The sequence below is a fragment of the Novosphingobium sp. genome, from assembly GCF_036803765.1.
In the GTDB taxonomy this organism is placed as follows: domain Bacteria; phylum Pseudomonadota; class Alphaproteobacteria; order Sphingomonadales; family Sphingomonadaceae; genus Novosphingobium.
The window spans coordinates 67,351-86,980 of record NZ_DAIRTS010000014.1 but is presented as its reverse complement, the minus strand read 5'-3'; the positions used below and the strand labels follow the sequence as shown (position 1 = coordinate 86,980).

16 protein-coding genes and 1 tRNA gene are annotated in these 19,630 nt (G+C 68.1%); 5 read left to right on the top strand and 12 right to left on the bottom strand.

The features are described 5' to 3' along the window. Positions 1–27 precede the first annotated feature (27 nt). Positions 28–1,983 carry an OPT family oligopeptide transporter gene (locus V7Q48_RS11115; protein ID WP_333838161.1) on the top strand — a complete coding sequence of 652 codons (1,956 nt, stop codon included), beginning with the start codon at positions 28–30 and terminating at the stop codon, positions 1,981–1,983. Positions 1,984–1,999: 16 nt separating this feature from the next. Here V7Q48_RS11115 and V7Q48_RS11110 read toward each other — a convergent pair whose 3' ends face one another. Further along, positions 2,000–2,446: a hypothetical protein gene (locus tag V7Q48_RS11110; RefSeq protein ID WP_333838159.1), complete on the bottom strand. Its 447-nt coding sequence runs from the start codon at positions 2,444–2,446 to the stop codon at positions 2,000–2,002. A 94-nt stretch (positions 2,447–2,540) separates the two neighbouring features. Between V7Q48_RS11110 and efp the strand changes: the two genes are divergently transcribed. The 3 genes from efp to V7Q48_RS11095 all read left to right on the top strand — a co-directional run bounded on the left by efp (position 2,541) and on the right by V7Q48_RS11095 (position 4,101). Next, the gene (gene efp, locus V7Q48_RS11105) at positions 2,541–3,104 is read left to right on the top strand and encodes an elongation factor P (protein WP_333838157.1); all 564 of its coding nucleotides are present in this window, start codon (positions 2,541–2,543) and stop codon (positions 3,102–3,104) included. A gap of 4 nt (positions 3,105–3,108) precedes the next feature. Next, positions 3,109–3,927, top strand: coding sequence for an inositol monophosphatase family protein (locus V7Q48_RS11100; RefSeq protein WP_333838155.1), 819 nt, complete (start codon positions 3,109–3,111; stop codon positions 3,925–3,927). Between the two features lie 88 nt (positions 3,928–4,015). After that, positions 4,016–4,101: transfer RNA gene (locus V7Q48_RS11095), tRNA-Leu, on the top strand. A gap of 39 nt (positions 4,102–4,140) precedes the next feature. Here the strand turns inward: V7Q48_RS11095 and poxB are convergent. Continuing rightward, positions 4,141–5,865: a ubiquinone-dependent pyruvate dehydrogenase gene (poxB, locus tag V7Q48_RS11090; protein WP_333838153.1), complete on the bottom strand. Its 1,725-nt coding sequence runs from the start codon at positions 5,863–5,865 to the stop codon at positions 4,141–4,143. Positions 5,866–6,144: 279 nt separating this feature from the next. Here poxB and V7Q48_RS11085 point away from each other — a divergent pair, with 279 nt between their 5' ends. Continuing rightward, positions 6,145–7,125, top strand: a complete 981-nt coding sequence (locus tag V7Q48_RS11085; protein ID WP_333838152.1) for an MBL fold metallo-hydrolase — start codon at positions 6,145–6,147, stop codon at positions 7,123–7,125. Between the two features lie 15 nt (positions 7,126–7,140). Here V7Q48_RS11085 and V7Q48_RS11080 read toward each other — a convergent pair whose 3' ends face one another. The 10 genes from V7Q48_RS11080 to V7Q48_RS11035 form a co-directional block, all read right to left on the bottom strand. Next, positions 7,141–7,764 (bottom strand): glutathione S-transferase family protein, encoded by a 624-nt coding sequence (locus tag V7Q48_RS11080; RefSeq protein WP_333838151.1) that lies wholly within the window; start codon positions 7,762–7,764, stop codon positions 7,141–7,143. Positions 7,765–7,834: 70 nt separating this feature from the next. Next, positions 7,835–8,803, bottom strand: a complete 969-nt coding sequence (locus V7Q48_RS11075) for a Vgb family protein (protein WP_333838149.1) — start codon at positions 8,801–8,803, stop codon at positions 7,835–7,837. Between the two features lie 22 nt (positions 8,804–8,825). After that, complete coding sequence (gene atzF / locus V7Q48_RS11070; RefSeq protein WP_333838147.1) at positions 8,826–10,595, bottom strand: allophanate hydrolase; 1,770 nt, start codon at positions 10,593–10,595, stop codon at positions 8,826–8,828. After that, positions 10,592–14,200, bottom strand: a complete 3,609-nt coding sequence (gene uca / locus V7Q48_RS11065) for an urea carboxylase (protein WP_333838146.1) — start codon at positions 14,198–14,200, stop codon at positions 10,592–10,594. Before uca ends, atzF begins: the two co-directional genes overlap by 4 nt. Then, on the bottom strand, positions 14,197–14,832 hold the full coding sequence (locus V7Q48_RS11060) for an urea amidolyase associated protein UAAP2 (RefSeq protein ID WP_333838145.1): 636 nt from the start codon (positions 14,830–14,832) through the stop codon (positions 14,197–14,199). Before V7Q48_RS11060 ends, uca begins: the two co-directional genes overlap by 4 nt. A 14-nt stretch (positions 14,833–14,846) precedes the next feature. Then, complete coding sequence (locus tag V7Q48_RS11055; protein ID WP_333838143.1) at positions 14,847–15,671, bottom strand: urea amidolyase associated protein UAAP1; 825 nt, start codon at positions 15,669–15,671, stop codon at positions 14,847–14,849. Further along, the gene (locus V7Q48_RS11050) at positions 15,668–16,141 is read right to left on the bottom strand and encodes a CopG family ribbon-helix-helix protein (protein WP_333838142.1); all 474 of its coding nucleotides are present in this window, start codon (positions 16,139–16,141) and stop codon (positions 15,668–15,670) included. The genes V7Q48_RS11055 and V7Q48_RS11050 overlap by 4 nt, the downstream gene beginning before the upstream one ends. A gap of 13 nt (positions 16,142–16,154) precedes the next feature. Then, positions 16,155–16,967, bottom strand: coding sequence for an ABC transporter ATP-binding protein (locus V7Q48_RS11045; protein WP_333838140.1), 813 nt, complete (start codon positions 16,965–16,967; stop codon positions 16,155–16,157). Next, a complete protein-coding gene (locus V7Q48_RS11040) occupies positions 16,964–17,779 on the bottom strand; it encodes an ABC transporter permease (RefSeq protein ID WP_333838138.1) in 816 nt (271 codons plus the stop codon). The genes V7Q48_RS11045 and V7Q48_RS11040 overlap by 4 nt, the downstream gene beginning before the upstream one ends. A 43-nt stretch (positions 17,780–17,822) precedes the next feature. Then, positions 17,823–18,905 (bottom strand): putative urea ABC transporter substrate-binding protein, encoded by a 1,083-nt coding sequence (locus V7Q48_RS11035; RefSeq protein ID WP_333838136.1) that lies wholly within the window; start codon positions 18,903–18,905, stop codon positions 17,823–17,825. Positions 18,906–19,630 lie beyond the last annotated feature (725 nt).

Below are 19,630 nucleotides of genomic sequence, written 5' to 3'. Positions count from 1 at the left end.
CCAGCGGCAACGGACAAGGAAGAACGCGTGGCGTCGGCATCGAATCCCAAAGAACTGACCCTGCGCGGCGTCGCGCTCGGCGCGCTGCTGACGGTGATCTTCACCGCCGCCAACGTCTACCTGGGCTTACGCATCGGTCTGACCTTCGCCACCTCGATCCCTGCAGCGGTGATCTCGATGGCGATCCTGCGCCTGCTGCCCGGCTCGACGATCCAGGAAAACAACATCGTCCAGACGATCGCGAGCTCGGCGGGTACGCTGTCTGCGATCGTCTTCGTGTTGCCCGGCCTCGTCATGGTCGGATGGTGGAGCGGTTTCCCCTACTGGCAGTCGGTGGCGGTGATCGCCATCGGCGGCGTGCTCGGCGTCATGTATTCGGTGCCGCTGCGGCGCGCGCTCGTCACCGGCTCGGACCTGCCCTATCCCGAAGGCGTCGCCGCGGCCGAAGTGCTCAAGGTCGGCGCGGGTGAGGGCGGAACCGAAGAGAACCGCAAGGGCCTTGCCGCCGTGGCGCTCGGCACCATGCTGTCGGTGGCCTATCCGCTGATCGCCAAGACCCGCGCCGTGGCCGAGGAAGCCAGCGGCGTGTTCCGCTTCGGCGGCGGTGCGACGACCGCAGGCGGCGGCCTGTCGATGGCGCTGATCGGTGTCGGTCACCTTGTCGGCCTCGCGGTCGGCCTGGCGATCCTGACCGGCGTCATCATCGGCTTCGGCGTGCTGTTGCCGATCTACACCGCGGGCGGGCCGCCTGCCGGGACCGAACTTGCCGATTTTGTGTCGAGCGTGTTTCGCGCCAAGATCCGCTTCATCGGCGCCGGCACGATCGGCGTGGCCGCGATCTGGACGCTGCTGCGCGTCATCGGCCCGATCGTGCGCGGGATCGCCGGCGCACTGGCCGCCAATCGCGCCCGCGCTGCCGAAGGTTATGCCGGGCTGGCACTGACCGAGCGCGACCTGCCGATCGGCCTGGTCGGGGCAACGATCGTCGTGCTCATGGTACCCATCGCGATCCTGCTGGCGGGCTTTGCCGGCGGTCAGGGCCCGGTTGGTGCGAACCTCGTCTCCACGCTGCTCGCTTCCGTGGCCTATGTCCTTGTCGCCGGCGTCGTGATCGCCTCGGTCTGCGGCTACATGGCCGGGCTCATCGGCGCATCGAACAGCCCGATCTCCGGCGTCGGCATCCTCGCGGCGCTGGGCATCGCGCTAGTGCTGCTGGCACTGTTCGGCCATCTTGCCGATCCGGCTGCGGGCAAGGCGCTGGTCGCCTTCGCGCTGTTCGTGACGGCGCTGGTCTTTGGCGTGGCGACGATCTCGAACGACAACCTGCAGGACCTCAAGACCGGCGAGCTGGTCGGTGCCACCCCGTGGCGCCAGCAGATCGCACTGGTGCTCGGCGTCCTGTTCGGCGCGCTGGTGATCCCGCCGATCCTGGCGCTGCTCAATTCGACCTTCGGCTTCGTCGGTGCGCCCGGTGCCGGGCCGAACGCACTGGCCGCCCCGCAGGCCGCGCTGATCTCTGCCATCATCCAGGGCGTTTTGGGGCAGGGGCTGGACTGGAACCTGATCCTGATCGGTGCGGGCATCGGTGCGGTGGCGATCGCCGTGGACGAGGGCCTGCGCGCCACCGGCAAAGGCAGCCTGCCGCCGCTCGCCGTGGGCATGGGCATGTACCTGCCGATGCCGACGACGCTACCCGTGGTGATCGGCGCGGTGTTGGGGCATCTCTACAACCGCTGGGCTGCGCGCCAGCGCGATCCGGCCCTCGCCGAACGCATGGGCGTGCTGACCGCGACCGGCCTCATCGTCGGCGATGGGCTGTTCAACATCGCCTTTGCCGCGATCGTCGCCGGCAGCGGCAAGGCCGACATCATGGCGGTGTTTCCCGAAGGCGCCTGGGCTATGCCCGCCGGGCTCGTGGTGTTCGGGACGCTGGTGGCCTTCGCCTATGCCCGCATGGTGCGGTCGAGCCGCACGGCAGGCTGAAGGCTCGGCGGGGCTTTCAGAGCCCCGCGTTGCCTGCCGCCGGTGCGTCGGAATAGCCACCGCTCGGCGCGCCGGCGCGCACGCAGCGCAGGCCGGTGCGGCGGCCCTGGGCGTCGACCTGCAGCACCGTCGACGCGCTCTGCGCCTCGTAGCTGCGGCCGTTGAACGGGCCCGAGGTCATCGTCATCACCTTGCCGAGCAGCAGGTACGTGCCCGCGTGGCGGCGATCGGTGGTGGTGTAGCTGCTGTCGGGCAGGATGCGGAAGCTTTCCTCGGGTGCCGAGCGCGGCCGGTTGGCGGCGTCGCCGGGAAATTCGCAGGTCCAGCGCCCGTTGTGCAGCGTGCCGATGTCTCCGCCCGGCACCGCGTGCGCGGGGGCGCCGGCAAGCAGCAGCAACGACAGGAGCGGAAGCGCGGCAAGCGCGCGGCTGGCGGGGGCGGCCGGACGGCGGGGGCTGGTCATGCTTCGATCGCTAGCATGCAGCACCGGCTTGAAGCAATCGGCCTCCTCGGCTAAGGCGCGCCATCTCCTTACATTGGTCAAGGCTCTTTCCATCATGAAGATCAGCGGCGTGGACATCCGTCCGGGCAACATCCTGGAATACGAAAAAGGCATCTGGAAGGTCGCCAAGACCCAGCACACCCAGCCCGGCAAGGGCGGTGCCTTCATGCAGGTCGAGATGAAGAACCTGATCGACGGCCGCAAGACCAACGTGCGCTTCCGCAGCGCCGACACGGTCGAGCGCGTGCGCCTCGACACCAAGGACTTCCAGTTCCTCTACGCCGAGGGCGACGACCTGGTGTTCATGGACGTGGAAACCTACGACCAGATCACGCTGCCCAGCGATCTTCTCGGCGATGCCGCGGCATTCCTGCAGGACGGCATGACCGTGCTGCTCGAAATGTACGACGAGCGCCCGATCTCGGTGCAGCTGCCCGAGCAGGTTGAGGCCACCATCGTCGAAGCCGACGCCGTGGTGAAGGGCCAGACCGCCTCGTCCTCGTACAAGCCTGCCATCCTCGACAACGGCGTGCGCATCCTCGTGCCGCCGCACATCGAAAGCGGCACGCGCATCGTGGTCGACGTCTACGACCGCTCCTACGTCGGCAAGGCGGGCTGATCCCATGGCGATTTCCGGTCTCGTCCGGGTGATGGAGCGTGCCGCCCGCAAGGCCGGCACGCGCCTGCGCCGCGACTTCGGCGAAGTCGAACACCTGCAGGTCAGCCGCAAGGGGCCGTCGGACTTCGTCTCGAAGGCGGATCGCGCCGCCGAGCGCACGATCTACGAGGAACTGCGCGCTGCGCGTCCCGACTGGAACTTCCTGATGGAAGAAGAAGGCGTGATCGAGGGCGACCCGAACAAGCCGCGCTGGATCGTCGACCCGCTCGACGGCACGACCAACTTCCTCCACGGCATTCCGCACTTCGCGATCTCGATCGCCGTGCAGGAACCCTCGCTCGATGGTTCGGGCTGGGGCGACGTGATCGCCGGCATCGTCTACCAGCCGATGACCGACGAGAGCTTCTGGGCGGAAAAGTCGCGCGGTGCCTGGCTGCAGGATCGCCGCCTGCGCGTCTCCGCGCGCCGCCAGCTCGATGAATCGGTGATCGCCACCGGCATCCCCTTCGCCGGCCATGGCGACATGGGCGAGTGGACGCGCATCTATCACGAGATGGGCACGCGCGTGGCCGGCATCCGCCGCTTCGGCGCTGCCTCGCTCGATCTCGCCTGGGTGGCTGCGGGCCGCTACGACGGGTTCTGGGAAAGCAACCTCAAGCCGTGGGACACGGCCGCAGGGTGCCTCCTGGTGCGTGAAGCGGGCGGGTTCGTCTCGGACTATCGCGGCCGTTCGCAGCCGATCTGCGACGATACCGTGCTGGCCGCGAACGATTCGCTGCACTCCAAGCTGCACAAGCTGGTCGCCACCGCGATCAAGGCCTGATTGCTTTAATCAAGGCATGTTGCACTGCTGCGCCGGGACGGCTAGGGCCTCCCGGCGCAGCAGCGCAAACGATGGGTCACGGCCGCGTGCGGGTGTGGCGGAATGGTAGACGCAGCGGATTCAAAATCCGCCGTTGGCAACAACATGCCGGTTCGAGTCCGGCCACCCGTACCAGACCCATCCCAATTTTGAGCCGCCGCGCCACTCGCGCGATCAGCGCCAGTTGGTCTTCGCCAGCTCCACGATCTCGTCGCCGCGCCCGCTCATGATCGCTTTCAGCATATAGAGGCTGAAGCCCTTGGCCTGTTCGGCCTTGATCGCGGGCGGCATGGCCAGCTCCTGCGACGCGGTGCGAACCGCCACCAGTGCCGGCCCGTCATGCGCGAAGGCCTGCCGCAGCGCCGGCTCGAGCTGGTCGGACTGGTCGACCCGCAGGCCCAGCACGCCACAAGCATTGGCCATGGCCGCGAAGTCGGGATTCTGCAGCGCCACGTTGACGTCGAGATAACCGCCGGCCTTCTGCTCCATGGCGACGAAGCCGAGCAGGCCATTGTCGAACAGCACCACCTTCACCGGCAGGCCCAGCTGCGCGAGGCTGAGGAAGTCGCCCATCGACATGGCAAAGCCGCCATCGCCCGACAGCGAGATCACCTGCTGCCCGGTATGCGAGGCCTGCGCACCCAGCGCCTGGGGTAGGGCATTGGCCATCGACCCGTGATTGCCCGAGAACAGCAGGCGCCGCTTGCCGTTCATGGCGAGATAGCGCGCCGCCCAGACGGTCGGCGTGCCAACGTCGGCGCTGATGATGGCATCGTCCGCCGCCAGCTCGCTGACCAGGCGGGCGATGTATTGCGGGTGCACGGGGCGGCCCGGCTTGTCGGGCGTCGCCAATTCGTCGAGCCCCTTGCGGGCATCGGCATAGTGATCGCGCGCCCGAGTCAGAAAGCGGCGGTCATCGTTGCGGCCAAGGCGCGGCAGCAGCGCGGCGATGGTCTCGCGCACGTCGCCGACAACGCCCAGCGTCAGGGCCGCCCGCTTGCCCAGCTGCGCCGGATCGCGATCGACCTGAATGATCCGCGCCTGCCTGGGGTAGAAATTGCGATAGGGGAAGTCGGTGCCGAGCATCAGCAGCGTGTCGCAGTTCTCCATCGCGTGATAGCCCGACGAGAACCCGATCAGGCCGGTCATGCCCACATCGAACGGGTTGTCCCACTCGACATGCTCCTTGCCGCGCAAGGCATGGACGACCGGCGCGCCAAGGCGATCCGCCAGCGCCACCACTTCATCGTGCGCGCCCGCGCAGCCGCTGCCGCACAGCAGCGTGACCTTGCCGGCATCGGCGAGCAAGGCGCTCATGCTGTCGACGTCGGCAGCGTTGGGCAGGACGCGCGGCGGGTTGAGCGTGGGGAAGGCGCTGCTGGCCCCTGCGGGGGCTTCGGCGAGGGCGATGTCGCCAGGGATCACTACCACCGCGACGCCGCGCTTGCCGATCGCGGCACGCATCGCGCGGTGCAACACCTCGGGCATCTGCGCGGGGTTGCTGACGAGTTCGACGAAGTGGCTGCACTCGCGGAACAGCTCCTGCGGATGCGTTTCCTGGAAATAGCCGAGGCCGATCTCCGACGAGGGAATATGCGCCGCGATCGCGAGGACAGGAACGTGATTGCGGTGGCAATCGAACAGCCCGTTGATGAGGTGGAGATTGCCCGGCCCGCACGAGCCGGCACAAACCGCCAGCTCGCCTGTCAGCGCGGCCTCGGCACCCGCCGCAAAGGCGGCGACTTCCTCGTGGCGCGTCATCATCCAGCGGATCGAGCCCATCCGCCGCAGGCTCTCGTTCAGGCCGTTGAGGCTGTCGCCCGTGACGCCCCAGATGCGCTCGACCCCGGCACTGGCCAGCGTATGGGCGACGAGGTCTGCGATGGTCTGCTTCGACATGGGGGTCTGCTCCACTCGTGTTCGGTCATGACGGTCGGCGCCCGGGGTTCGGCTGCCGGTGCCAGTCTAGCCGCATCCCTCGCCCTAGGGCTTGGACAGGACCGACATGGCGCGCCGCGCCTTCCAACGTACCAGCCTCGGTCGGCGATCCCATGTATGCGAAAGTAGGCTGTTTTTGGCGTTGCGCGACGGAAGATGTCGTTCCTGTGCAAGACGTGCGCCCCGCTGACGGCGCAGCGATCCGGCATCGACGTCTCGACCGGAAGGATCGCATTTCGCATGGCACGCATCTCCATCCTGGCCGCTTTGGCACTGGCCGCCTCCGCCGCTGCCTCAACCGCGGCAGGCGCCCAGACCGCATCGCCGCCCGCGTTTCCGCCGCACCAGGCGCCAGGCTATTACCGCTTCGAGCTCGGGTCGTTCGACATCATCGCCCTGCTCGATGGCACGCACCCCTTCGATGCGACCGGCCTTGCCGTTGGCGCAAAGCCCGGCGAGGTCGCCGAACTGCTGGCCCGGTCCTACCTGACCTCGCCGGTCGAGGGCGGGTTCAGCGCGTTCCTGGTGCGCACGCCCGGCAAGCTCGTCCTGATCGATACCGGCGCGGGTGATCTCTATGGGCGGGACGGCGGGTTGCTGGTGTCCAATCTTGCCGCAGCGGGTATCACGCCCGACCAGATCGACGAGATCTACCTGACCCACCTCCACCGCGATCACGTCGGCGGGCTGATGCGGGGTGGGCAGGTCGTGTTCCCCCGTGCGATCGTGCGTGTCTCGCGCGAGGATGCCGATTTCTGGCTCAATGATGCCAACCGCCGCAAGGTGCCGGCCTTCCTCGGCACGATGTTCGATGGCGCGCAGGCGATGCTCAAGCCCTACATCGCCAGCGGCCGGTTCCAGCCTTTCGACGGCACCGCGCCACTCGTTCCCGGCATCACGCCGGTCGTCGCGCCGGGCCATACGCCGGGCCACCGGCAGTATCTTGTCGAAAGCGGCGGCCAGACGCTGCTGATCTGGGGCGATACTGTGCATGTGGTGCCGGCGCAGTTCCCCGACCCTGCCATTGCCATGAAGTACGACACCGACCCCAAGGCCGCGATCGTCTCGCGCGAGCGGGCGATGGCGCAGGCGGCGGACAAGGGGTGGTGGGTGGCCGGCGCCCACATCGCCTTTCCCGGCCTGGGCCATATCCAGCGCACCGGGAAGGGCAGCTATGCCTGGGTCCCGGCGAACTACAGCCTCAACCGTATCGGTCGTTGAGCGGGGGCGCCTCGATCAGGCGTAAGCGTAAGGTCCGCCCGCCGCCAGCGCGCGCTGGTAGGCGGGCCGCGCCTGCACACGGTCGAGCCAGGCGATGGTGTGCGGGCGGCTCGTGTCGAGCCCGGCGCGGCTGCGTGCCGCCTCGAGCGGGAAGCTCATCATCACGTCGGCGGCGGTCAGGTCCTCACCGGCGAACCACGGCCGCTTGGCCAGCTCGCTTTCGATGTAGTCGAGGTGGACGTCGATCATCGGCTGGATGCGCTTGAGCGCGATCTTGCCCATGATCGGCACGCGGCTCATCACCAGCTTGAGTAGCAGCGGCGGCATGACCGACCCTTCGGCATAATGCACGAACATGCGATAGCGCAGTGCGCCGGCGCGATCCTGCGGGGCGCCCATCCGCCCGCCGGCCTTGTCGACGAGATACTCCACGATCGCGCCGCTTTCGGCGATCACGAGGCCCTCGTCCTCGATCACCGGCGACTTGCCCAGCGGGTGCACCGCACGCAGTTCGGGCGGGGCGAGCATCGTCGCCTTGTTACGCTCGTAGCGACGGATGGTGTAGGGCAGTTCCAGTTCCTCCAGCATCCACAGCACGCGCTGCGAACGGGAGTTGTTGAGGTGGTGGACGACGATCATGGGTGCACTCCGCGAAGGGCTTGCCGGCAGGAACGAGCGATGCCCGCATCGGTGCCCGCCGGCCTGGACCTCACGGCTTGCCGAAGCGCTCCGCCGGGGCGGGCCACCAGGTAATGGTATGCAGGTCATGCGCCGAGGTCCACACCCCGCGCCTGGTGTAGCGCAACGCGCCGCTGCCCGACGGCGAGCCCACGCGCGCAAGGATTGCCAGCGAACCCGGGTCGATCACCGCGAAGACCTGATCGTCGGTGGTGCGCAGCCAGACCTTGCCGCCGCCGGTGTCGATGTCGCCGTACTTGAGGTTGTCGCCGACCTTGACCCGACCGGTCACCGTCCCGCTGGCGGGGTCGACGCGGGCGAGCGTTCCGTCGCCCTGTTCCTGCACCCAGACCGCGCCTTCGCCGGCGGCGAGGAAGCCCGGCTGCTTGCCCAGCGAGGTGCGCACCGTGACGGCGTTGGTGGCCGGGTCGATCTTCTGCACCGACTGCTTGGTATAGCTGACCGCCCAGACCGCATCGGACCCGAAGGCGAGGTAGAAGGTGCCCGGATCGACCGTGACGCTGGCGATCACCGCGTTGGTCGCAGGATCGATGCGCGCGACGGTGCCGGTGCCGGACTCGCCGTTATCGTCGCCGCCCTTGCTCGCCACCCAGATCGAGCCGGCGCCGGCCACCACGTTGAGCTCGCCCTGCGGGTTGGCGATGCCGGTGGCAATGGCGGCCACGCGGGTCGCGGTCTTGATGTCGATGCGGTTGAGCGTGTTGTCGTGGCAATCGGCGACCCACAACGCGCCGTCGGCGATGGCCATGGCGCCGCAGGGATGCGCCATCGCCACCTCGGCCAGCTTGCCCTTGCGCGACCAGTGCTCGACCTTGCCGCGGTTCGTGGTCCAGATCGTGTCGCCGTCGACCGCGATGAAATCGGCAAAGCCGGGGGCGGGGATGGTCAGCGGCGCCTTGGCCTTGGCTTGCGCGGCGAGCGGCAGGACAACGGCGGTGGCAGCAAGCGCAAGCAGCGCGGCGCGGGCAGTGGGGCGCATGGGGTCCGTCCTCTCGTTCGCGTCAGGCGCCGCGCGCGACATAGGCGCGCCAGCCGCCCAGCGCGGTGATGTCCTCGGCGCCGACGATGGCGCGCGGTTCGGCGACGAAGCCCTTGACGCTGCTGCCATCGGCCAGCGTCACGGTGCCGATCGCCAGCGGCGCGGGCACCTCGACGGTAAAGCTGCCAAAGGCGGCGACATCGAGTTCATAGATCTCGACCGCGATCGCGGCGCCATCTTCGGCATGGACCAGCGCGGGCTTGGGCGGCACGCTGTCGGCCATGGCGTAGAGCTTGTAGCTTGGCGCGGTGGTCGTCGCCTCGACGAAGGTCGCCTCGCGCGAGGTCAGCTGCCAATGCAGCGGCATGTCCTTGAGATGGGCGCCGACAACGGCGAGTTTCACGGTCTGCATCTTGCCCTCCAGATCGAGCGGGGGTGGGGGCGGCAGGTTGGCCGCCGCGAGATAGGCATCGGCAAGATCGAGCAGCGCACGATCGCTGTCCGCCGGGCCGATGAAGGTGACGCCAAAGCCCGTGGCATTGGCGCGCTGCCCGGCCGGGACCGCGAGTGCCGCCATGTCGAGCAGGTTGACGAAATTCGTATAGGCTCCGAGGTTGCTGTTGAGCGCGACCGGCGCCGCCAGCAGCTCGTTGACGCGATAGGCGGTGCCGGTGGTGGGGAAGGCAAGTGCGTCGATCTGCTGCCACTGCGCATCGGCCTCGCGCTTCAGCTCGGCCAGGCGATAGATCCCCTTGAACAAGTCGACAGCGCCGACGTCGAGGCCCGGCGACACAACCTCGCGTACGGTCGGGTCGATCGCCTCGGGGTTGTCCGCCAGCAGCGCGGACAGTGCCGCGGTGCGCTCGGCCACCCACGGCCCGCCATAGAGCAATTGCGCGGCTTCCTTGAGCGGGGCGAAGTCGATCTCGACCACGTCGGCTAGCCCCGCCAGGACGTCGAGCGCGCCATCGTACAGGAACTCGCTCTCGGCATCGCCGAACCACAGGCGTTGGTCGCGGCGCGGGACGCCGATGGTCTTGCGCCCGATCGCGCGGTCGGCCAGCGGCTTGGACCAGGGATCGGCCGCGTCGTAGCCGGCGACAATACCGTCGATCAGCCGCGCGTCGGCGGTGTCGTCGGTGAACACCGAGATGCAGTCAATGGTGCGGCACGCCGGCACCAGCCCGGCGGTCGACCAGCGGCCCTTGGTCGGCTTAAACCCAATGAGGTGGTTGAACGCCGCCGGCACGCGGCCCGACCCGGCAGTGTCGGTGCCGAGCGCGAAGGGCACGAGGCCGGCCGCCACCGCGATCGACGAGCCCGAACTCGATCCGCCGCTGACATACGCGAGGTTGCTGGCATTGCGCGGGATGCCGAAGGGGCTGCGCGTGCCGACGAGGCCGGTGGCGAATTGATCTAGGTTGGTCTTGCCGACGCAGATCGCGCCTGCCGCCTCTAGCCGCGCGACTACCGTCGCGGACTGCGCGGGCTCGTAGGCAAAGGCGGGGCAAGCGGCGGTGGTGGCGAGGCCGGCGACGTCGATGTTGTCCTTCACCGCGAAGGGCACGCCCGCCAGCGGCAGGCGCTCGCCCGCCGCCACCCGTGCGTCGATCGCCTGCGCCCGGGCGATCAGCGCTTCGGGCGCGGTGCGGGCGATCCAGATTTGCGGCTGCACCACGTCGTAGGCCTCGATCCGGGCCAGCGTCTCGGCCATGACCGCCTCGGCGCTGGTCTCGCGTTGGTTGACGGCGGCGGCCAGCGCGGTTGCACTGCGGCGTGTCAGGTCGATCATGCGTGCCTCCGCAGCGCCAGCATCGGCGCGCCCGGTTGCAGCGACTGCTTCTCCTGCATGTAGAGCGCGGCAACGACGCCGGCGCCGGGGCTTTCCACCGCGCATTCCATCTTCATCGCCTCCAGCACCGCGATGGTGTCGCCCGCGGCAACCTCGTCGCCCTCGGCCACCAGCAGCTTCCACACACTGCCCCCGAACGGCGCCTCGATGAGGTCGGCGCCATCAGGCACGTCGACGGCACCCGCGACCGGCGCCTCGGCATCGGCGAGGTCGGTCACGCGGTCGAATTCGCCGCGACGCTGCCAGTCGGCGCGCTCCTCGTCGAAGGCGGCCTGGCGGCGCGCCTCGAACGCGGCGATGTCCTCGGCGTTCTCCGCAAGATAAGCGCGATAGTCCGCGAGACGGAACTCCGACGGCTCGATGCGCAAGGCGCGCCGGCCGCTGGGAAAGTCACGCCGCCATTCCGCCAGTTCCTCGGCGCTGACCGGATAGAAGCGGATCTGGTCGAAGAACCGCAGCAGCCAGGGCTTGCCCTCGGTGAAGGCCTGGGTCTGGCGATGCGTGTTCCACACCTGGATGGTGCGGCCAAACAGCTGATAACCGCCCGGACCCTCCATCCCGTAGATGCACATGTACGCGCCGCCGATGCCGACCACGTTGGGCGGGGTCCAGGTGCGGGCGGGATTGTACTTGGTCGTCACCAGCCGGTGGCGCGGATCGACCGGGGTGGCGACCGGCGCGCCGAGGTAGACGTCGCCCAGCCCCATGACGAGATAATTGGCCTCGAAGATCAGCTTCTCGACCGCCGCCACATCGGGCAGGCCGTTGATGCGACGAATGAACTCGATGTTGTCGGGGCACCACGGCGCATCGTCGCGCACCGCGCCCATGTACTTCTCGATCGTCTCGATCGTCGCCGGATCGCGCCAGCTCAGCGGCATGTGCACCACGCGCGAGGGGATCGTGAAGTCCTCCAGATCGCCCAGCCGCTCCTCGGCGTCGATCAGCGCGGCGAGCGCGGCCGGCTGGTCGAGCGCGATGCCGTCGAAGTGCAGTTGCAGCGAGCGGATTCCGGGCACAATGTCGATGACGCCGGGCAGCGCCATGCGCTCCAGCTCGGTCATCAGGGCGTGGGCCCGGATGCGCAGCTCGATGTCGAGCGTGATCGGCCCATATTCGACCAGGATGTTGCGATCACCCTGCTGGCGATAGACCGTGCGCGGACGGCCGTGGGCCGCAGGTGTCTCGGCCAGGATCGGCGAGAGCGTCTCGATCCCGCGCGCGAGGGCAGGGACGGGCGCCGCATGTCCTTCCGGCAGCCCGGCCAGCAGCCCGGTCTGCGCCGCATCGGCGGCCTTGGCATCGGCCAGGCTCACCGGCACGAAGCGCAAGCGGTCGCCGGGTTGCAACTGCCCCACCTTCCAGCGGTCGGCCGCGATCACCACGAAGGGGCAGACGAACCCGCCCAGCGATGGCCCGTCCGGGCCGAGGATGATCGGCATGTCGCCGGTAAAGTCCACCGCGCCGATGGCATAGGGATTGTCGTGGATGTTGGAAGGGTGCAACCCGGCCTCGCCGCCATCGGCCCGCGCCCATTGCGGCTTGGGGCCGACGAGGCGCACGCCGGTGCGGTTGCTGTTGTAGTGCACCTGCCATTCGGCCGAAACGACCGTGGCGATGTCCTCGTCGGTAAAGAAGTCGGGCGCGCCATGCGGGCCATACAGCACGCGCACGGTCCAGTCGTTGCCGAGCGCGGGCAGGTCGACCGGGGCGATCGGGTCCGAGGTCGGCTCCTGCCCCAGGTGCAGCACGTCGCCCGCCACCAGCCGCCGCGCCGCATGGCCGCCGAACTGGCCCAGCTCGAACGTGCTGCGGCTGCCGAGATAGGGCGCGATGTCGAGCCCGCCGGCGAACAGCACGTAGCCGCGCATGCCGCCACCGCGCGTGCGGCCCATGGCAAGCACTTGCCCCGCCGCGACTTCGATCGCCGTGCCGCGCATGACGGCCACGCCATCGAGCGTTGCGCCGAAGTCCGCGCCGGTCAGGCAGATGCGCGCAGGCGTGGTGAAGGCCAGCGTCGGGCCGGTATGCGTGACTTCCAGCCCGGCGGTGCCTTCCGCATTGCCGAGCAGACGGTTGCCAAGGCGGAACGACTGGTCGTCCATCGGCCCCGAAGGCGGCACGCCGACCGCCCAGAGGTGCTGGCGCCCCGGCCAGTCCTGCACCGTCGTCGCGGTGCCACCGCTGATGACGCGCACCGCTTGCGGCTGGAACGCGATGCCGTCGAGCACGCGGGTCGAGACCGCGCCGCTGGTGAAGGCCTCGCAGCGTACGACATCGCGCAGCCAGCGCAAGTTGGTCTCGATCCCGTCGATCCGGCACTGGTCGAGCGCCGCCTGCATCGCCGCCACCGCCTGCTCGCGCGTGGCGGCATGGACGATCAGCTTGGCAAGCATGGGGTCGTACCAGGCGCTGACTTCGCTGCCCGCCATGACCCAGGTTTCGGTGCGCACGCCCGCGGGAAACTCCACCGCGGTCAGCATGCCCGACGTCGGCCGATAGTCGAGCGCGGGGTCCTCGGCATAGAGCCGCACTTGCACCGCATGGCCCTGCGGCACGGTGGGCGCATCGGCCAGGAACGCGAAGTCGCCGGCGCCGCCGCGGATCATCCACTCGACGAGATCGAGCCCGAGGACTTCCTCGGTCACGCCGTGCTCGACCTGCAGGCGGGTGTTCATCTCGAGGAAGAAGAACTCCTCGCGGTCGGCGTCATAGAGGAATTCGACCGTGCCGGCCGAACGATACCGCGCCGCTTCGCCCAGCCGGATCGCGGCATCGTAGAGCGCTTCGCGCGCGGCTTGCGGCAGCAACGGGGCCGGGGCTTCCTCCACCACTTTCTGGTTGCGCCGCTGGAGCGAGCAGTCGCGCTCGCCCAGCGCGATGATGCGTCCCGCCCCGTCGCCGAAAACCTGCACCTCGACATGGCGTGCCCGGCGCACATAGCGCTCGAGGAATACGCCGGCATCGCCGAAATTGCTTTGCCCCAGCCGCGCGACCGAGGCGAAGCCCTCGCGCACCGCGGCCTCGTCCTCGCAGACGCGCATGCCGATGCCGCCGCCGCCCGCCGTCGCCTTGAGCATGACGGGATAACCGATCGCCTCGGCCGCGCGCAGCGCCTCGGTCTCGTCGGTCAGCAGATCGCTGCCCGGCGCCAGCGGCACGCCATGCGCCGCCGCCAGTTCGCGGGCGGTATGCTTGAGGCCAAAGGTGCGGATGTTCTCGATCGTCGGGCCGATGAAGACGATGCCGGCATCGTCGCAGGCCTGCGCAAACTCGACGTTCTCGGCAAGGAAGCCGTAGCCGGGATGGATCGCACCCGCGCCGGTCTGCTTGGCCGCCGCAATGATCTTGGCGATATCGAGATAACTCTCGGTCGCGCGCGCGCCGCCGATGCACACCGCCTCGTCCGCCGCCGCGACATGCAGCGAGGCCTCGTCGGCTTCGGAATAGACCGCGACCGAGCGCAAGCCCATGCGCTTGAGCGTGCGGATGATCCGGGTGGCGATCGCCCCGCGATTGGCGATGAGGACGGTGTCGAAGCTCATGCGGTCACGATCATCCGGACAGGAGTGGGGTTGAAGGCGTTGCACGGATTGTTGACCTGCGGGCAGTTGGACACGACCACGGTCACGTCCATCTCCGCGCGCAGGTCCACGGTCAGGCCCGGCGCGGAAATCCCGTCGACGATGCCCAGCGACCCGTCGGCCTCGACCGGCACGTTCATGAAGAAGTTGATGTTGGAGACGATGTCGCGCTTGCCGCGCCCTTCGACGAGGTTGGCCTCGAGGAAGTTCTCGACGCAGGCGTGCTGCGCCTTGGTGTGATGGCCATAGCGAAGCGTGTTCGACTCGCACGAACAGGCGCCGCCGATCGTGTCGTGATACTCCACCGCGCTGCCGGTGATGGTCATCATCGGCCGGCCCTCGTTGGACATCAGCACGGTGCCTTCGCGCAGGAACAGGTTGCCCTGCGCCGCGACGGTGTCCTGCGCGCTGTAGCGCTCGGCATCGTCGGCGGTGGCATAGAGCAGGAAGTCGACCGCCTGGTTGCCTTCGAGGTCGACGATGCGCAGTGTCTCGCCCGCCTTGATGTGATGCAGCCAGGGCGCGCGCGCAGCGACGATCTCGTCGTGCAGCACCGAATTCGACAGGCCGTGGGTGTGGGGATCGTTGGTCATGGTGGCCCGTCCTCTCAGCGGCGGTAGAAGTCTTCGACGTTCTGGAAGGCGCGCAGGCCCTCCGGCGTCGCGTTGCGGATCGGGTCGTTGCCTTGCGTCACCGGGCCACGCCAGGCGGTGACGCGCAGCGGCGTGACGGTGTAGGCATCTCGCGGATCGAGCACGTGGGGCACGTTGGCGATGACCACGATCACGTCCATCTCGGCGCGCAGCACCATGCTGCGTCCGGGCGCGAAGGGGCCGACCACCGGAGTGATCGCGCCGTCCGTCTCGATCCGCGTGCCCTTGAACAGGTTGATGCAAGGGTGAACATCGCGCCGCCCGAGGCCATGCTTGGCCGCGCCCAGCAGGAAGCGGTCGCGCCCGTTGGGACAGGCGCCGCTGTTGCGCCCCTCGCCATACTTGCGCGCGTTGGCCGCGGCATTGGACGTGCCGGCAAAGCAGTCGTGCGTGCCCGCGTCGTCGGCCTCGATGCTCATCAGCACGCGGCCCATGTCGGACAGCAGCAGCTTGCCCGCCTCGAGATAGGCGTTCCACTGCACCTTGACCGTATCAGCCACGTTGAGCCGCTCGGTCGGCATTTCGGCGTTGAACAGTTGCAGGCCGGCACAGGCATCGCCCTGCGTGTCGATCAGGCGCAGCCGCGTGCCGCGGACCAGCCGGCGCGTGGCATAGCCGCCGGGCGCGATGGTTTCTTCCCACACCAGCGCATCGGCGGAGACGCCGGCGGGCAGGTCGCTGGCGACGGGCGGGAGCACGGGCATCGCCTCGACGACGGTATTGCCCTGCGCACGGGCATGGTCGCGCGCGGCGAGCGGGTTGCTGAGAGTGTCGGTCATGCGGCCGCTCCGGCTGGGCCGTCCTTGCTGGCATCGTAGAGCGGCGGCAGCAGGGCGGTGGTGGTGACGAGTTCGAGTTGCTGGACGCCGCGCACCCGGCGCAGGGCGTCCGACAGTTCCTTGAGGCGGATCGCCGGTCCCTGGACCAGCAGCACCTCGAGCGACTGGTCGTCCTCGAGGAAGACGTGCTGGGCCGAGATCACTTCGCGCAGGTAATCGGCCTGGGTCTGGGCCAGCTGGTGGCGCACGCGGCCGCGATCGCCGCGATAGACCAGGGTGATCGTGCCTGCGAGCATCTCGTCGGGCCGGGTCAGCGCCTCGTGCGCGGCAAGCGCGTGGCGGATCAGCTCGGCGATCAGCTGCGAGCGCGAGGGCAATTGCCGTTCCTCGACCATCATGTCGAGCTTGCGGAACAGGTCCGCAGGCAGGCTCATGCTCAGCCGGGCGAGGGTGGAAGGTTCGCTGCTCATTGTGGTTGTCCCCTCACTGTGCCGGTACGGCCTGCGGCGTCGGCATGCCCTGTGATGTCGGCAGGGCCGGCGCATCCTCGGCCGCCGGCGCGGGCGTCTCGTCGCGGTTGCGCAGCGGCAGGTCGTAGACCACCGTCGCGCCATAGCGGTGCGGCGCGTGCGGATCGTGGCGACGCTTGTCGAGCGCCAGCACGCGCGTGCCGAGCGAGAACGCCTCGCGAATGTCGTGCGTGACCATGATGATGGTCAGCGCGTGATCGCGCCACAATCCGCGGATCAGCGTGTGCATGTCGGCGCGGATGCCGGGATCGAGCGCGCCGAACGGCTCGTCGAGCAGCAGGATGCGCGGCCGCTTGATCAGCGCCTGGGCGATGGCGAGGCGCTGCTGCATCCCGCCCGACATCTGGGCGGGATAGAGGTCCATGCTGTCGCCAAGGCCCACCGCCTCGAGCATCGCCACCGCCTCGTCGCGCGCGGCACGCCTGGCGCTGCCGAACAGCCGTGCGGTGAACGGGGCGCCGGTGCACTCGATGCCGAACATCACGTTGCGCAACGCCGAGAGATGCGGGAACACCGAATAGCGCTGGAACACCACGCCGCGATCGGGGCCGCATTCGGGCGGCAGCGGCACGCCATCGAGCGTGATCCGGCCGCGCGAAGGCACTTCCTGGCCCAGCACGATGCGCAGCAGGCTGCTCTTGCCCGCACCCGAAGGCCCGACGATCGAGACGAAGGCGCCCGCGGCCACGTCCAGGTTGATCTTCTCAAGGACGATCTTGTCGCCGAATTCGACCCAGACGTCGCGGAGGGAAAGCAGCGCGCTCAATGGCTTGCTCCATGTGCCCAGGGGAAGGCGCGGCGGCTGGCAAAGGCCAGGGCCTGGTCCATCGCGATGGCCAGCAGCGCGATCCACGCCACGTAAGGGATGATGACGTCCATCGAGAGGTAGCGGCGGACGAGGAAGATGCGGTAGCCGAGCCCGGTGTCCGACGCGATCGCCTCGGCCGAGATCAGGAAGACCCACGCCGGGCCAAGCGCCAGCCGCACCGCCAGCAGCAGGCGCGGCATGGCCTGGGGCAGGGCGACGCGGATCATGATCTGCCAGCTGCTCGCGCCCAGCGTCTGCGCCTTGATGATCTGTTCGCGTGGCAGCGCCGCGACATAGGAGGCGACGTCGCGGATCATCACCGGGGCGATGCCGACGACGATCAGCGCGACCTTCGAGGTCTCGCCGAGGCCCAGCGCGATGAACAGCACCGGCAGCAGCGCGATCGGCGGGATCACCGCGATGCCGGTAACTAGCGGCCCCAGCGTCGCGCGCACCGGCGGCAGCACGCCGAGCACGAGGCCGACCGCCAGCGTCATCAGTGTCGCGATGCCCAGCCCCAGGCCCAGCCGCTCGAGGCTGGCGAGCGTATCGGTCCAGAACAGGTAGTTGCCCGAGAGCTGGTCCGGCTGGAACAGCAGCGCCGACAGCCCCTTCGCCATGGCATCGGGCAGCGGCAGGATCTTGTCCGACGGATTGTCGGCGTGGCGCTGGCCGGCAAGGACCAGGTAGAGCACCACCAGCATCAGGATCGGCGCAGCGCCGAGGCCGATGCGATGGTTTCGGTTCAGTTGTCGGTTCACCCACCGCATGGCCGGCGCGATCCTTGGCGTTGGAAGGTCGGGAAAGAAGCGATCACAGCTTGCCGTCGGCGGCCATCTTCATGAAGCTGTCGTCGAAGCGCAGCGTGACGTGCTGCGCATCGCCCAGCGTCTTGTTGCCGGGGAAGGCCATGCCTACCGCGTCGGCCGAGCTGGCACCCTTGAACAGCCCCTTGGAGAAGCTGAAGTCGCGCACGCGGGTCATCGTCGTGACCAGTGCGGGCGCGTCGGTCGCGGCGACGGCAGCCTTGGGATCGGTGTAGAGGAAGGTCGTGGTCAGCTGCTTGTCGAACACCTCGGGCGTGGTGCCGGCGAGCTTGGCCATCGCCGCGCGCGCCTGCTTGCCCTGCTCGTCCTGGCGCTTCATCAGCGCGACGGTTTCGTACCAGATGCCCGCCAGCGCCTTGCCGAGGTTGGGGTTGGCCTTGACCGTCCTGGTGTCGACCACCAGCAGGTCGAGGATTTCGCCCGGAATATCGGCCGAGCTGAACACCTGGTTGGTCCCGGCCTGGCCGCGCATCACCGAAAGCTGCGGGTTCCACGCCACCGCCGCCTTGACGTCGGGGCTGGCATAGGCGCCGACGATGTCCGCGTCCGAGGTGTTGACCGTCTTGACGTCGGCCAGCGACATGCCAGCCGTGCCGAGTGCGCGGGCCAGCAGGTAATGCGAGACCGAGAGCTCGGCGAGATAGATCTGCTGGCCCTTGAGCTGCGCCACGCTGGTGCCGCCCTTCATCAGCACGCCGTCGTTGCCGTTGGAATAGTCCCCGACGATGATCGCGCTGGTATCCTTGCCGCCCGCGGCCGGGATGGTGAGGGCATCCATGTTGGCCACGGTCACGCCGTCGAACTTGCCGGCGTTGAACTGGTTGACCGATTCGACGTAGTCGTTGACCTGGACGATATTGATCTTGATGCCGTACTTATCGGCCCATTTCTTCACGATGCCGGCCTGTTGGGCATAAGGCCAAGGCATCCAGCCGGCATAGATCGACCAGCCGATATTGAATTCGGTTTTCTTCTGTACGGCTTCGTTGCCGGAGTGGGAACATGCCGCCAGCAGGCAGGTGCCAGCCAGGAGTGCGATCTTACCTGCCGTGCCGATTGTCTTGAGCATGATTCGCTCCCCTTTCGCAACGCAACATTGCTTGGATCGAACTTCGTGTCCATCGCAAAATTATTACGTGCTGAACTTTTGGTAATACGATGCACAGGTGCCGGTTTGCCGGGCTAAGGATCGTTCTGTGGCAGGTGCGAGGGCAAAAGCCCTTTAAACCAGGTATCTTCGCAGCTGAGCGGGTCAGCAGCCCAACATATCCCAAATCTGATTCGCGACTCGCGTTCACCCGTTTCAGCATGACCGCGCACGTTCAGAATTCGGACGTCCAATACCGCAACTGCGAACAGTCATACGCGCAATGTTACGGAAAAATGGCGCTTTTTCACCAAACAGCGATCTCAGATTCATACCGAACGCCACGGTAATTATTACGCTTGACCGGTTAGGTAATATCGGTACCGTTGGGGGTGTTGAAGTTCAGGGCGACATAACAACGCAAACAGTGATGGCGGCTAGCCGGTCGAACCTAAGATCGCAGTCGCCGTGTAGTGGGGAAGACGTCAGGGTTCGATGTCTTGCGGGCAATTGCGATTGTCCGGCCGGACAACTGCGCCCGATTGCCCCGTCATTGATGCGATGTGTCGTCCGTCGACGGCCCGATGTTTTCAGCACCGGGCCGGCGTGACGAGGATGCCAGGCCAAAACCGGCCGGCATGGCCTGTAATGCCAGGCAAAGGGGAGAGGATGTCGCTTTTGGCTTGCACGCTTTTCGGAGCAACGCG